This window comes from Streptococcus minor DSM 17118 (genome assembly GCF_000377005.1).
GTDB classification, from domain to species: domain Bacteria; phylum Bacillota; class Bacilli; order Lactobacillales; family Streptococcaceae; genus Streptococcus; species Streptococcus minor.
Genome location: NZ_AQYB01000033.1, coordinates 616,528 through 631,485, shown reverse-complemented (window position 1 = coordinate 631,485; position 14,958 = coordinate 616,528). Strand labels below are relative to the sequence as shown.

Below are 14,958 nucleotides of genomic sequence, written 5' to 3'. Positions count from 1 at the left end.
AGTTTACAAATGTAATCGAAAGGTGAAAATAGATGGCAAAAGAAAATTATGCGGTAGAGGGTATGACCTGTGCCACCTGTGCTTTGACAGTGGAAAAGGCTCTGGAAAAACTAGAAGGTGTCCATCAAGCAACCGTCAATTTGGCCAATGAGACTGTTAGTCTAGATTATGACGATAAGGCTCTAACTTATGCCGATTTGGAGGCTACAGTAAACAAGGCTGGTTACCAACTTCACCGTGACATGAAGACAGAAACGTTTGATGTTGTGGGCATGACCTGTGCCACCTGTGCCCTAACTGTTGAAAAAGTTGTTGGTCGACTAGCAGGTGTTGAAGAAGCTAGTGTCAATTTGGCAACAGAAAAGCTGACAGTTCGCTACGATGCACAAAATCTTTACCCATCACAAGTAGTAGAAGCAGTCAGCAAGGCAGGTTATCAAGCCCTACCTCAAATTGAGAATGTTGTATCCGAGTCAGTTGAAGACAGACAAGAAAAGCAGACAAAGGAACTTTGGCATCGCTTTATTTGGTCAGCAGTCTTTACCCTACCATTACTCTATTTGGCTATGGGACCCATGCTTCCCTGGGGAGGTCTTCCCTTGCCAGATTTTCTCGATCCTGCCCATGAGTCTGTCCGCTATGCCATAGCTCAGCTGGCCTTAACTTTGCCAGTTATCTATCTGGGTCGCTCTTTTTATGTCAGAGGTTTTAAGAACTTTCTGGGCGGCCATCCCAATATGGATTCGTTGATTGCCATTGGTACCAGTGCAGCTTTATTACAGGGGATTATCATGACAGGGCTCTTGTATATGGGCAAGGTAGCAGTGCATCATGGTGGCCATCCAGAGCTTTATTTTGAATCGGGGGCAGTTATTTTGACCCTCATCACCCTTGGAAAATACATGGAACTAGTCTCCAAGGGTCGTACTTCTCAAGCCATCAAACAGTTGATGGGCCTAGCTCCAAAAACAGCACGCGTCATTCGCAATGATGAAGAAATCCAGATTCCGTTGGAACAAGTGATAGTAGGGGACTTACTAGTCGTTAAGCCGGGAGAAAAAATCCCTGTTGATGGAAAAGTAGTGGACGGTCGTTCGACTGTGGATGAGTCCATGTTGACAGGTGAATCCTTGCCTGTTTTGAAGGAAGTAGGGAGTCCAGTTGTGGGTGCGTCCATCAATAAAAATGGATCTTTCCAGTTTATGGCAACAAAGGTCGGAAAAGATACAACCCTCTCTCAAATTATCCAACTAGTCCAAGAAGCACAAGGTTCTAAGGCACCAATTGCCAAACTAGCCGATCAGGTATCAGCAGTCTTTGTTCCTATTGTTATGGGCTTGGCCATCCTATCTGGTTTGTTTTGGTTTTTCCTAGGCCAAGAATCGTGGATTTTCTCCCTGTCCATCTTGATTTCTGTTCTAGTCATTGCCTGTCCATGTGCTTTGGGTTTGGCAACTCCGACTGCTATCATGGTGGGCACAGGAAAGGGTGCTGAGTACGGTGTCCTCATCAAATCGGGTGATGCTCTAGAGGAGGCCAAGAAAATCCAAACCATTGTCTTTGATAAGACTGGTACGATTACTGAAGGAAAGCCCGTTGTGACAGACATACTAGTGACTGGAAATGTTACAGAGGATGAGCTATTGCGGCTGGCTGCTGCAGCCGAACAAGGTTCTGAGCATCCATTGGGTGAGGCCATTGTCGCATCCGCTAAAGATAAACAGCTGGACTTACCGAAATTATCAGATTTCACTGCTGTATCAGGATTTGGAATTTCAGCCAATATAGAGGGTCAGACCCTTTATCTAGGAAATAGCAAATGGATGTTGGAACAAGGAATCGTTCTTGGGGCTTTTGAACAAGAGGCTCAAGCCTTGGCAGCACAAGGGAAAACACCGATGTATCTGGGACAACATCAACAACTTTTGGGGATCATCGCAGTAGCGGATACGATTAAAGAGAGTAGTCGTGAGGCTATTTCCCTCTTGCACAAGATGGGGATTGAAACCATTATGTTGACTGGAGATAATGACCTCACTGCCCAAGCCATTGCCAAGCAAGTGGGGATAGACCGTGTCTTGAGTGAGGTTTTACCAGAAGATAAGGCAAGAGAAGTCAAGAAACTCCAAGAAGCTGGCTACCATGTCGCCATGGTTGGAGATGGTATCAATGATGCCCCTGCCCTAGCTCAGGCCCACATTGGTATGGCTATTGGGAATGGAACCGACGTGGCCATCGAGTCTGCGGATATCGTCCTGATGCGCAATAAACTGACAGATGTCGCAACTGCCATCCAGCTTTCCCGGGCAACTATCCGAAATATCCAGCAAAATCTCTTCTGGGCATTTGCCTATAATGTCATTGGTATTCCAGTTGCTATGGGGATTCTCCACATTTTTGGTGGACCTCTTCTAAATCCTATGTTGGCAGGTGCAGCCATGAGCCTCAGCTCTGTCTCTGTCCTTCTCAACGCCCTACGCCTGAAGGGCTTTAAACCAGGAAAATCATAAAGACAAGGTTTGAGACCTTGTCTTTTTCATGCTATAATAATATGGATGAACTAGTATCTGAAAAAGTTGATAAAACCATATATAAAATAGGGAGAGAAAAAATGCAGCTTAAAACAGAGAGATTGAGCATTCGGCCTTTTGAAGTCGAGGATAAAGAAGATATCTTTGAAATTTATGAAGATGAGGAAACCTGTCGCTTTTTGCTTCATGAGCCTTGGACGGACAGGGCTAGGGATGGGCATTTTGAGCGAAAACGAAACCAGCGGAGTCTGGGTCAAAAGTGCAGTCTGAGCCTGGCTGTTCTTGCAGATGACAAGGTCATTGGAGACATCGCCATCTGGTACACGGATATGAAAGAAACAGTGGAGATTGGCTATGCCTTTAACAAAAATTATTCTGGTTTTGGCTATGCCAGTGAGGCTCTTTCAGCAGTGGTGAGGAGCCTCTTCAGGGACTATGCCATCCACCGAATCCAGGCCAATATGGATGCCCGCAATCTGGCTTCAGCCAAACTGTGTGAGCGGATTGGCATGCGCAGAGAAGCCCATTTTATCCAGGATTATTGGTCCAAAGGTGAGTGGACGGACAGCTATGTTTATGCCATGTTAGAAGGGGATTTACCAAACTGACCGAGCCAAACATTGCGCAGAGGTTTTTCTTCCTCTATTTCCCAATCAAATGATTGGTATTTTTTCCTGGAAATGCTTACAATAAAGAAAAAGAGTTTTAGGGAGGAAATTGATATGACAACATTTATCGGAAAAGAAGTGACCCTGACTGGCAAGCAACCACAGGTGGGAGAAGTGGCTCCAGATTTTACTATCATGGCAACGGATTTGAGTAAGAAATCCTTGACTGATTTTAGCGGAAAGAAAGTAATCAGTGTTATTCCATCAATTGATACGGGGATTTGTTCGACCCAGACTCGCCGTTTCAACCAAGATTTGACGGATATTGAGGATACTGTGGTTATCACCGTTTCCTGTGACTTACCCTTTGCTCAGGCTCGTTGGTGCGGTGCAGAAGGGTTGGAAGCAGCAGTGACCCTTTCGGATTATTACGATCATTCCTTTGGTAAAGCCTACGGACTCTTGATGGAAGAGTGGAATCTCTTGGCGCGTGCGGTCTTAGTTTTGGATGAAGACAATTGTATCACTTATACTGAATACCTTGACAATGTGAATGAACACCCTGACTACGAAGCTGCTATCGCAGCCGTCAAAGCATTGTAAAAATATGAAAAGCAACCCTTAGAAAATCTGGGGTTGTTTTTTTATGATGAACGACTGTTTTATGCCCAGAGCCTAAAAGCCAACCTCTTTTTTGTTTAGTTTTTCTTAGATAAATAGGTTTAAAAGTAGTATAATAATATATAACCATTTACTACTATGTATGACTGACAAAGGAGGAGAACAGATGATTCAATTTGACCATGTTTCCAAACAATATGGAGACTTTACAGCCCTTAAGGATTTGAATTTAACCTTGGAAAATGGGGAGATTTTTGGCCTGATTGGACATAATGGAGCTGGTAAGACGACCACGATTAGTTTATTGACTTCCATTATCGAACCAACAAATGGCAGTATTTTGGTGGATGGGTTAGAGCTTAGCCAACACCGCGATGAGATAAAAAAACAGATTGCTTATGTACCAGATTCACCAGATATTTTCCTCAATTTGACAGCGCGTGAGTACTGGAACTTTTTGGCAACGATCTATGGTGTAGACCATGAAACAGCTAAAGAACGGATAGATAGTCTATCCCTACTCTTTGATATTAAGGAGCGTCAGTATGAGACCATCGATAGCTACTCTCACGGTATGCGGCAGAAGACGATTATTATCGGAGCGCTAATCCCAAATCCTGATATCTGGGTATTGGACGAACCTTTGACTGGCTTGGACCCGCAGGCGTCCTATGACCTAAAAGAGATGATGAAGGAACATGCCCAAAAGGGGAATACTGTTCTCTTTTCCACCCATGTACTATCAGTAGCTGAGCAACTGTGTGATCGTATCGGTATTCTAAGAAAAGGGGAAATTATCTTTGTGGGAACGCTGGATGAGTTGAAGAATCAGTATCCAAACAAGGATTTGGAAACCATCTACCTAGAATTAGCGGGGCGCCAGACAGAAGTAAAGGTAGGTGAGGATGAATGAAGTGGTCAAACGTTTGGGAATTAACCAAAATCAATATTCTTTATTCCAACCCGCAAGTCTTGGCATCCGTCAAGAAAAAGAAGGAAAAGAAACCGGAAAAGAAAATTTCAGCCTATAAAAGTATGATGCGCCAGCAGATGTTTGGTATGCTGATAATGCTGGTTCTTTATTCTTATATGTTCATGGGGATTGACTATACCCTTATGCCTGGTATGTTTACTGTCCAATTGACCATGTTCATGATTATTTCCTTGGTATATGGGTTTACTAGCTTCTTTTCCATTTTTTACGATAGTAATGACACTAAGCTTTATCTACCCTTACCCTTGAAAGCTAGTGAGGTCTATATGGCTAAGTTGCTTGCAGCTCAAGGGGCGGTGTTGACTTATCTATCACCTATTATCCCCATGCTTGGAATTAGTTACTGGCAACTGACAGGCTCTGCCATCGGTCTCCTATGGGTCTTGCCCATGCTTGGTTTGATTGTTATTTTTATCAATCTGGTGGGCTTGACACTGATTCACTTTATCGGTGAATTGCTGGTGAGAAGTCCTTATAAAAAAGCTATTTCAGCTAGTCTGATGGCCATCTCAACAGTATTGGCTGTCGGTGTGATTCTATTTGTACAATTCAGCAGTCAAAATCAGATGCTCAGTAAGCATCCGACAGACATGCCCAATATTTACCTGATTCGGGGCTATTATGATATGGTCGCTCGACCATTTAGTTCAGAAGCATTCCTGAATTTCGGGCTTATTCTCTTGCTGATTGTCGTTTTGGCTATTTTTGTCAGCCGACGAGTGGTTCCATCTTATTTCCAACAAATTTTGGCCATGGAACATGTGCAGTCCAGCAAAAGACAGCGAAAACCAAGAACGAGCAAGGGCATGACTGTGAAGCAGACTCTCACCAAGCACCACCTCTCTACCTTGGCAGATGGAACACTCATAGTGCAAACTTATATTATGCCCTTGCTCTATTGTTTCATCTTTATCCCTACACTTCTGCAGGGTAAATTCTCCTTGTCTGATATTCCTCTGGGCTTTTTTGGAGTGAGCTTCTTGATTGGCTCTATCTTTGGATTTTTCTTTGGTAATCCAAATAGTTTTTTAGGGACAGCCATTTCGCTAGAGCGAGAGAACTACACCTTCCTTAAAACTCTACCGATTAACTTTAAAAGTTTTCTGATTGATAAATTCTTGTTACTTAGTCTGCTTCAGCATGGTTTTCCTCTGATGGTCTATATGATATTGCTCTTTTTCTTCCTCAAACCACCTTTACTTCTGACGCTAGTCTTTCTATCGGGGGTTGTTCTTACTGCGATGTTGATGGGTCAGGTTGTTTACTGGCGAGATTATCGTCTCTTGACTCTCAACTGGCAGAACATCAGTCAGCTCTTTTCTCGAGGAAAAAGTAATCTTCTAGTAGCATTTGGAACCTTTGGTCTTTTGATTATCGGAAGTCTTATGACAATGTTTTCAGTCATGCTATCTGTCCGTACTAGCATTTTAGTGGTCAATCTCAGTCTCTTTATCATTCTTTTATGCTTGATGGCAGGACTCCAGTTCTTTATTTACCGAGGATTTTGGAAGAAGTTATAAATTTAAAAGCCTTTCGTGAGAAAGGCTTTATTTGATGCATCTAGCACTTGATAAAGAGTACTCATCATTCTCTGAGTCAGATACAATGAGCAGGAGGGATTCGTTGTTTTCTCCTCAGTCTTTTCCCCAAAATACCCCAGTTCTAGGAAGAGATGCAGTCATACAATGACTAACTATTTCGGCCCGTCTTTGAATTATCTGGCTTTTTAGATTACAATGGAAGGTAGAGAAAATGATTATTTAGTAGAAAAGAAGGGAATTATATGGCCTATATTGAAGTCAAGCATTCTACCAAACGTTATGGAACAGGTAGCAATCAAATTCTTGCCAATCATGATGTGACCTTTGATATTGAAAAGGGTGAATTAGTCGTCATCTTGGGTTCATCAGGTGCAGGAAAATCTACCCTGCTGAATATCTTAGGGGGGATGGATACCAATGATGAGGGGCAAGTTATGATTGACGGAATGGATATTGCTCAGTTTAGCTCCCACCAACGGACCAATTATCGTCGAGATGATGTGGGATTTGTATTTCAATTTTATAATCTAGTTGCTAATTTAACAGCAAAAGAAAATGTCGAATTGGCTTCTGAAATTGTCAAGGATGCTATGGAGCCAGTTCAGATTTTGCAAGAGGTGGGATTGGGTGATCGTCTCAATAACTTCCCAGCTCAACTTTCTGGTGGTGAGCAACAGAGGGTTGCTATTGCGCGTGCGGTAGCTAAAAAACCTAAAATTTTACTCTGCGATGAGCCGACAGGTGCCTTGGATTATCAGACGGGCAAGCAGGTTCTCCAGATTTTGCAGGATATGGCGCGCAAGCAAGGTACGACAGTTATCATCGTGACCCACAATACCGCTCTAGCTCCGATCGCTGATCGGATTATCCATATGCGGGATGCAACTGTCCAGTCTGTCCAGCTCAACCCAGTTCCGCAAGATATTGCGACTCTGGAATACTAGAGGTGACTATGAAAAAGAAAATATATTGGAAAGACATTTGGTTGTCTATTCATCAGTCAAAGGGACGCTTTTTTTCCATTTTTAGTCTTATGATGATCGGATCTATGGCTCTGGTCGGGCTCAAAGTAACAACACCAAATATGGAGCAAACAGCCCAGGATTTTGTGGAAAAGAGCCAAATGTTGGATTTGGCGGTGATGGCGGATTATGGTCTTGATGAGGCCGACATAAGAGAGATTAAAGAAATCCCTGATGCTCAGGTGGAATTTTCTTATCTAACCGATGTGACCATTGCAGGAAAGAATGATGCCGTAAGGATTTTTTCAAAGCCAAACCAGATTTCCCAATTTCAATTGGTTTCAGGGGTATTTCCTAAAAATGCCAAGGAAATCGCCCTATCAGAAAGTTTGAAAAAGAACTACAAACTGGGTGATACTATTTCCTTTCAGTTGGGGGATAAGTCCCTCCTCAAGGATGCAACATTTGTCATCACAGGTTTTGTCCAATCTTCGGAAATTTGGGACAGGACCAACATAAGCCCATCAGCTATTGGAACGGGAGAGCTAGCAGGTTACGCTGTTACGAGTTCAGAGGCTTTTGATTCGGATGTCTATACGCTAGCTCGCATTCGCTACAATGATTTGGTCGCTCTTCCCTATTATAGTTCTGCCTATGAGGAAATATTGGCCCAACACCAGCAAGATTTGGAAAAGATTTTAGCTGATAATGGACAGCAACGTTTGCAATCCATAAAGGCAGATGTGCAGAAAAAAATCGATGATGGTCAGGCAGAAATTGTCCAATCTGAGAAGGCTTTATCAGATGCCCAACAAAAGATTAAAGATGGTGAAGACCAGCTTGTAGAGGGTCAAGGTCAGTTGGATAGGGTCAAAGAACAGCTAATCCCAGGTCAAAGTAAGCTAGCTAGTTCTTGGCAGGAGCTGGTTGCTGCAAAGGCTACATTAGATGCTACTGCTCGGGAATTGGATACAGCCAAGGCTCGCTTAGATACGACTGCTCAGGAATTGGAGGATACACGGCAGCAGTTGGATAGTAATAAAGCTAATTTAGACAGGACTAAAAATCAACTGGATTTAGCTGCTAGCCAGTTGGCCAGTGCCAAATCTCAGTTGGATGCTAAGAATCAAGAGTTAAATCTGGTAGCCGCTCAGATTACAGAGGCCCAATTTCAACTTCAGACTGCTAAGCAAGCCCTAGAAGAGCGGATAAACCAACTGATTTTTGAAGGCAAGGATCCGTATTCGATGCCCGAAATTCAGGCTGCCCAAGCCGAAATTCAAGCTCAAGAGGCGAGCTTAGCCCAGGCTATGCAGTCCTACGAAGCAGGTTTTGCTCAGTATCAGGCTAGTTTTAGCCAGTACCAAGAACAAGAAAAGCAATACCAATCAGGTAAGCAGCTCTATGAAGCCGGCCTAGCTCAATACCAAGAGGCTCAGGCCCAATATGAGTCTGGAGTGGCTCAATACCAAGAGGCTCAAGCACAATATGCATCAGCCTATGCTCAATATCAAGATGGTTTAGCTCGCTATCAGGCTGGTCTTCATCAATACCAAACGAGTCAGACCGAGTTAGGTGCCGCTGATGAAACGATTACTCACCAAGAAAGTGAATTATCCCAAGCTCACAATGATCTAGTTATTTCCAAGGAAAAGTTTGAGGAAGAATCCAGTCAAGCTCAAAAGAAACTTCAAGATGCGAAGACAGATTTGCAAGAAGCCCAAGCAGAAGTAGCTGGTCTTAAGCCGCCGGTTTATCAGGTATACAGCCGTTCAACACTTCCAGGTTCTTATGGCTATGAAAATTACCGTGAATCCACCACTAGTATCTCATCAGTTGGGAATATCTTTCCGGTTGTCCTCTATCTCGTTGCAGCACTAGTGAGCTTTACGACCATGACTCGCTTTGTTGATGAGGAGCGCAATAATTTGGGGATTTTGGGAGCTCTAGGCTACACCAAGGGACAGATTATCACCAAATTTGTGATTTATGGACTGCTAGCCAGTTTTGTGGGAACCTTGGTTGGTATCCTGCTTGGCAATATTCTGCTCTCGCCAATGATTAGTACTATCATCTCCAAAACAACGGTTATCGGACAGTCCAATCTTTACTTTTATCCATCTTGGACCATGCTGGCTTTAGGCTTGGCTCTCCTTGCAGCAGTTTTACCAACCTATCTGGTGGCTCGGAAGGAATTGGAGAATGAACCAGCTCAGCTCTTACAAGGAAAACCACCAGTTGCTGGGTCAACCATCCTTTTGGAAAAAATCCCATTTATCTGGAAAAAGTTGAGCTTTACCCAAAAAGTTACAGCTCGCAATATCTTCCGCTACAAGCTACGCATGTTTATGACCATCTTTGGGGTAGCTGGCTCAGTCGCTCTCCTCTTTGCTGGTTTGGGCATACAGTCTTCTGTCTCGGGTATTGCAGATACCCAGTTTGGTGAACTAATTTCTTACGATATCCAGTTGCTACAAAAAGAAGAAGCCAGTGCTGAAGAAGTGGCTAGCATCCAAAAAGTCCTTCAATCAGACAAGGTCAAAAAATCGGTCTCTATTTACTCAAGAAACTTGTCTGAAAAAGTAGCTGGTGAAAATGACAAAATCTATATCAACCTGATGGTTGCAAACCAAAAGGATTTAAAAGAATTTGTTCAGCTACGTAAGCGAGGCAAAGACAAGATCAATTTGACCAATAATGGAGCAGTTTTGACGGAAAAACTAGCTAGTCTTTATGGAGTCAAAGTTGGTGATGCAGTGACTCTTCATCTGGATGATAAGGATATCCATGTTCAGGTAGCTGCCATTGCCGAGATGTATACCGGTCATTTCATTTATATGACTCCGGCCTACTACGAAAAAATAACAGGAAGACCATCTAAGAAAAATAGCTATTTGATTATTCCTGAACATCAAACACCATCTCAGATTAAGAATTTAGCAGCAGAATTTTTGGCTATGAAGGGAGTCGAAGCTTTGGTGAAGCATACAGCCTTGATTGCTCTTATCAATCAGGTAGCAGACTCTCTCCACTCCGTTATGGTCATTTTGACCATTCTATCGGTCCTCCTAGCAGTAGTCATCCTCTTTAACCTGACTACTATCAATGTAGCTGAACGGATACGCGAACTATCTACGATCCGAGTGCTGGGGTTCCATAATAGGGAAGTGACGCTTTATATCTATCGAGAAACCATTGTTTTAGCTATCGTTGGTATCCTGGTTGGTCTAGGTGCAGGCTACGCCCTTCACAAATGGATTTTGAGCCTCCTTGGTTCCTCTACGACCATGTTCAATCCAACAGTCCCTATCCAAGGCTATCTGATTCCAGTTATCAGTGTCATATCTATCCTCGCCATTCTTGGTATTATGGTCAACCGCAGGCTTCGTCAGGTGGATATGTTGGAAGCACTCAAGTCTGGAGAGTAGGATGTGAATAAGATAAAAAGCAAAATAAATATGATGAAAGCATGACAGCTGAAACTGTCATGCTTTTTAGTGATTGTTCTATGCTAAATAGAAATCGTGCTCTTTTTAGATGAAGTGGCCTACTATTTATATAAACAAAAAAAAGAGCCATTTCCGCATGCTATACTATAAATAGTAGAATAAAGAGGATAAACAAATGCAAAATTCTATAGCATTCTGTTGAGGACTGGGTTTATTTGATGTCAGTTTATTTACTTACTTCTTGGAAATTCAATTAAGACTACTCATCCTAGTCTTTTTTTGGTAAAATAGGACAGAAAAAGATTGAGTTTTCAAAGGAGAGAGTAGTGTATGAGCCATCGTATTTACACTATGCGTTTTGCTAGTGTCTTTCAGGCCTTGATTGATAAGGCAGAGCGCAAGGGCAAGACTAGGCAGGATGTGCTGGATTTAACTAGTTGGTTAACAGGTTACAATCTGGAGGAGATTGAGCAAGCATTTCGGTCAGGTATAACTTACGGGGACTTTTTCAGACAGGCTCCCCAATACACCCCTTATCGTGTCAATATTACCGGTAAAATTTGTAGTGTGCAAATTGAGACAATAGAAGAGCCCCTTATGCAAGAAATTCGTCGTCTGGACCGCTTGGTGGACTGGCTAGCCAAAGGTAAGTCGGTTGCGGACATTATCGGGAAATATCAGTTATGAGAGATTATGCCTGCTATTATGAGGCTATAACTGCCTCACTCCGTACATCGCCCAGTCGCCTCTTTTTGCTCAATCTCTTTAATAGTAGTATCACCAAGCTTATGTACCTCATTTATCCTATTTTATTGATATATATTGCTTGGTGCCTACCCAATCGCCTTCTGCCCTATATTTTGATACCAGGTTTGAGTTTTAGTGTGGTCACGTTCATTCGAAAAAGCTTCAATCAAGCTCGCCCTTACGAGGCTTGGAGTATTGAGCCACTATTGACAAAGGAAACAGCTGGTCAATCCATGCCCAGTCGCCATGTCTTTTCTGCCACCATGATTTCGATGTGTTTTCTCAGTGTGAACCTTTGCTTAGGAGCTGTTTTACTGATCTTATCAGCTATTCTGGCAATCTGTCGTGTCTTGGGAGGAGTTCATTATCCCAAAGATGTTTTGGTGGGAATGCTTCTTGCGATTCTAGCAGGTAGCCTGCTCTTTATTTTTTAAATGAAAGAAGTAGCCTCAGTGGCTACTTTTTTACTTTTTATTCTCCTGGTGCTTGCTATTGCACTTTAAAAGACTTATACTAGTTGTACTATAATTTATGTAAACGCTGACAAAAAATGAAAACTGATGAGAAGGAATATGATGAAAAAGTGTCCATTGTCCAATATCACCTTATCTGTCTTTATCTTGATGGCCTTTGTTTTGGCCATGTCTGCCATGCTTTTCAAGGGGATTGTAGACAAGGTAACTACTAAATAAATAGGGTAAAAATAAGTACTGATGATTGGGATGGTCAGAATGTGGGTGGTTCTCTTTTTATTAGAAAACCATCTTTCTTTCCTTGGAAATCACCAAACCATGCTATAATAGAAGTATGAAAAATAAACTTTTACTCATTGACGGCTCTTCCGTCGCTTTTCGGGCCTTCTTTGCCCTTTACAATCAGATTGATCGCTTCAAGAGTCCGACTGGTCTGCATACGAATGCCATTTATGGTTTTCATCTTATGCTCAACCATCTGATGGAACGGGTTCAGCCGAGTCATATTCTCATCGCTTTTGATGCTGGAAAAACGACCTTTCGAACAGAGATGTTTGCGGATTATAAGGCAGGCCGTGCCAAAATGCCTGATGAGTTCCGTGAGCAGCTGCCCTTTATCCGTGAAATGCTGGATGCCATGGGGATTCGACACTATGAGTTAGTGAACTATGAAGCTGACGACATCATTGGTACCCTAGACAAGATGGCGGAACGAACAGAAGTTCCGTATGATGTAGTCATTGCCAGTGGGGATAAGGACCTGATTCAGTTGACTGATGCCAATACCATCGTAGAGATTTCCAAAAAAGGGGTAGCTGAATTTGAAGAGTTTACACCGGACTACCTCATGGAAAAAATGGGTATCACACCGAGTCAGTTTATAGATCTCAAGGCACTCATGGGCGATAAGTCGGATAATATTCCAGGTGTCACCAAAATTGGAGAAAAGACTGGACTCAAGCTTTTAACAGAGTTTGGCAGCCTAGAGGGGATTTACCAGAATATTGATAGCATGAAAGCCTCCAAGATGAAAGAGAATCTGATTGCCGATAAGGAACAGGCCTTTCTCTCTCGAACATTGGCTACAATTGATACTCAGGCTCCGATTGAGATTGGTCTGGACGATCTGCTCTACAACGGTCCAAATGTGGATAGGCTCAGTAACTTTTATGATGAAATGGGCTTCAAGCAACTACGTGCCCAGTTAGGACAAGACGGACAAGTAGAAGAGACAGAAATTCAATTTACAGCAGTAACAGAGGTCACAGCAGACATGTTGCAGGCTGAAGATGCCTTCTATTTTGAAATTCTTGGTGAAAACTACCATAGGGAAAAACTAGTTGGTCTAGCTTGGGGGCGCCCAGGACAGATTTATGTTGCTAATCCAACCATCCTTGAACAGCCAGTTCTGAGAGAATTTTTAGCCCAACAACCTATCAAGACCTATGACTTTAAGCGCAGTAAGGTTCTCCTATCTCATCTAGATATTGATTTGCCTCAGGCTACCTTTGATAGCCGTTTAGCCAAATATCTCCTGTCTACTGTTGAAGACAATGATCTCTCGACGATTGCCCACCTCTATGGAACGAGTTCTTTGTCACCAGATGAAGTGGTTTATGGCAAGGGAGCAAAACGAGCTCTACCAGAAGAAACAGTTCTCTTTGAACATCTAGCCCGCAAGGTACAAATCATCTTGGAAACACAAGAACCTATGTTGGAGCGTCTGGCAGAAAACCAGCAGTTGGACCTACTTTTTGAGATGGAATTGCCCCTAGCCAATGTCCTAGCCAAGATGGAAATTGCAGGAATCAAAGTCCAAGCAGAGACTCTCCAAGCCATGCAGGCTGAAAATGAAGTCCTTATTGAAGAGTTAACCCAAAAAATCTATGAACTAGCTGGTGAAGAGTTTAATATCAATTCACCTAAGCAACTGGGTGCACTCCTCTTTGAAAAAATGGGGCTACCTTTGGAGCTGACCAAAAAAACAAAGACCGGCTATTCCACAGCTGTTGATGTTTTGGAACGTCTAGCTCCCATTGCACCAGTTGTGTCTAAAATCTTGGAATACCGTCAAATCACCAAGCTTCAATCGACCTATGTCATCGGCTTGCAAGATGCCATCATGGAGGACGGTAAGATTCACACCCGCTATGTGCAGGATTTGACCCAGACGGGTCGGTTATCCTCGACAGACCCAAACTTGCAAAATATCCCTGTTCGACTGGAGCAGGGGCGCCTGATTCGCAAAGCGTTCGTCCCATCTTTAGAAGATAGCGTATTACTAGCTTCCGATTATTCACAAATTGAGCTACGCGTTTTGGCTCATATCTCCCAAGATGAGCACTTGATTGAGGCTTTCAAGCGGGGTGAGGACATCCATACAGCGACTGCCATGCGTGTCTTTGATATCAAAGATGCAAGCGATGTGACACCAAATGACCGTCGCAATGCCAAGGCTGTTAACTTTGGAGTTGTATATGGTATTTCAGACTTTGGTCTCGCCAACAATCTAGGCATTACTCGAAAAGCTGCTAAATTCTATATTGATACTTATTTTGAGCGTTTCCCAGGTATCAAGGCCTACATGGAATCTATCGTTCGAGATGCGCGTGATAAGGGCTATGTTGAGACCATCTACCATCGACGCAGAGGCTTGCCAGACATCAATTCTCGGAATTTTAATGTCCGTAATTTTGCGGAGCGGACAGCTATCAATTCACCCATTCAAGGTTCGGCTGCGGATATTCTCAAAGTAGCCATGATCAATTTGGACAAGGCATTGACGGATGGCAACTTCCAATCCCGCATGCTTCTCCAAGTACATGATGAAATCGTATTAGAGGTGCCAAAAGCTGAGTTGGAAGAAATTACAGTTTTGGTCAAAGAAACGATGGAGTCTGCTATCCAGCTCTCTGTTCCCCTTATCGCTGATGAAAATACCGGCCAGACCTGGTATGAGGCGAAATAAGACTGATGAAAGAGGATGATTTACTCCTCTTTTGTAGAACCGTAGTATACCATACTAAAACTAG

General features: G+C 43.0%; 10 protein-coding genes. All 10 read left to right on the top strand.

The features are described 5' to 3' along the window. The first annotated feature begins 32 nt into the window (after positions 1-32). The 10 genes from F602_RS0109400 to polA all read left to right on the top strand — a co-directional run bounded on the left by F602_RS0109400 (position 33) and on the right by polA (position 14,894). Positions 33-2,510, top strand: a complete 2,478-nt coding sequence (locus tag F602_RS0109400) for a heavy metal translocating P-type ATPase (protein WP_018167728.1) — start codon at positions 33-35, stop codon at positions 2,508-2,510. 101 nt (positions 2,511-2,611) lie between these two features. Beyond that, positions 2,612-3,139, top strand: a complete 528-nt coding sequence (locus tag F602_RS0109395; RefSeq protein WP_018167727.1) for a GNAT family N-acetyltransferase — start codon at positions 2,612-2,614, stop codon at positions 3,137-3,139. Positions 3,140-3,253: 114 nt separating this feature from the next. Then, positions 3,254-3,742: a thiol peroxidase gene (gene tpx, locus F602_RS0109390; RefSeq protein WP_018167726.1), complete on the top strand. Its 489-nt coding sequence runs from the start codon at positions 3,254-3,256 to the stop codon at positions 3,740-3,742. 184 nt (positions 3,743-3,926) lie between these two features. After that, on the top strand, positions 3,927-4,673 hold the full coding sequence (locus tag F602_RS0109385) for an ABC transporter ATP-binding protein (protein ID WP_018167725.1): 747 nt from the start codon (positions 3,927-3,929) through the stop codon (positions 4,671-4,673). Beyond that, a complete protein-coding gene (locus F602_RS0109380) occupies positions 4,670-6,274 on the top strand; it encodes a hypothetical protein (protein WP_018167724.1) in 1,605 nt (534 codons plus the stop codon). Before F602_RS0109385 ends, F602_RS0109380 begins: the two co-directional genes overlap by 4 nt. 263 nt (positions 6,275-6,537) lie before the next feature. Continuing rightward, positions 6,538-7,239: an ABC transporter ATP-binding protein gene (locus F602_RS0109375; protein ID WP_018167723.1), complete on the top strand. Its 702-nt coding sequence runs from the start codon at positions 6,538-6,540 to the stop codon at positions 7,237-7,239. Positions 7,240-7,247: 8 nt separating this feature from the next. Next, positions 7,248-10,685, top strand: coding sequence for an ABC transporter permease (locus tag F602_RS0109370; RefSeq protein WP_018167722.1), 3,438 nt, complete (start codon positions 7,248-7,250; stop codon positions 10,683-10,685). Positions 10,686-11,036: 351 nt separating this feature from the next. Beyond that, complete coding sequence (locus tag F602_RS0109365; protein ID WP_018167721.1) at positions 11,037-11,393, top strand: DUF2200 family protein; 357 nt, start codon at positions 11,037-11,039, stop codon at positions 11,391-11,393. Continuing rightward, positions 11,390-11,887 carry a phosphatase PAP2 family protein gene (locus F602_RS0109360; protein WP_018167720.1) on the top strand — a complete coding sequence of 166 codons (498 nt, stop codon included), beginning with the start codon at positions 11,390-11,392 and terminating at the stop codon, positions 11,885-11,887. Before F602_RS0109365 ends, F602_RS0109360 begins: the two co-directional genes overlap by 4 nt. Before the next feature lie 373 nt (positions 11,888-12,260). Next, on the top strand, positions 12,261-14,894 hold the full coding sequence (gene polA, locus F602_RS0109350; RefSeq protein ID WP_018167718.1) for a DNA polymerase I: 2,634 nt from the start codon (positions 12,261-12,263) through the stop codon (positions 14,892-14,894). Positions 14,895-14,958 lie beyond the last annotated feature (64 nt).

Coding starts and splice junctions, on each gene's coding strand:
- F602_RS0109400 (WP_018167728.1), top strand. CDS start 33: ATGGCAAAAGAAAATTATGCGGTAGAGGGTATGACCTGTGCCACCTGT.
- F602_RS0109395 (WP_018167727.1), top strand. CDS start 2,612: ATGCAGCTTAAAACAGAGAGATTGAGCATTCGGCCTTTTGAAGTCGAG.
- tpx (WP_018167726.1), top strand. CDS start 3,254: ATGACAACATTTATCGGAAAAGAAGTGACCCTGACTGGCAAGCAACCA.
- F602_RS0109385 (WP_018167725.1), top strand. CDS start 3,927: ATGATTCAATTTGACCATGTTTCCAAACAATATGGAGACTTTACAGCC.
- F602_RS0109380 (WP_018167724.1), top strand. CDS start 4,670: ATGAAGTGGTCAAACGTTTGGGAATTAACCAAAATCAATATTCTTTAT.
- F602_RS0109375 (WP_018167723.1), top strand. CDS start 6,538: ATGGCCTATATTGAAGTCAAGCATTCTACCAAACGTTATGGAACAGGT.
- F602_RS0109370 (WP_018167722.1), top strand. CDS start 7,248: ATGAAAAAGAAAATATATTGGAAAGACATTTGGTTGTCTATTCATCAG.
- F602_RS0109365 (WP_018167721.1), top strand. CDS start 11,037: ATGAGCCATCGTATTTACACTATGCGTTTTGCTAGTGTCTTTCAGGCC.
- F602_RS0109360 (WP_018167720.1), top strand. CDS start 11,390: ATGAGAGATTATGCCTGCTATTATGAGGCTATAACTGCCTCACTCCGT.
- polA (WP_018167718.1), top strand. CDS start 12,261: ATGAAAAATAAACTTTTACTCATTGACGGCTCTTCCGTCGCTTTTCGG.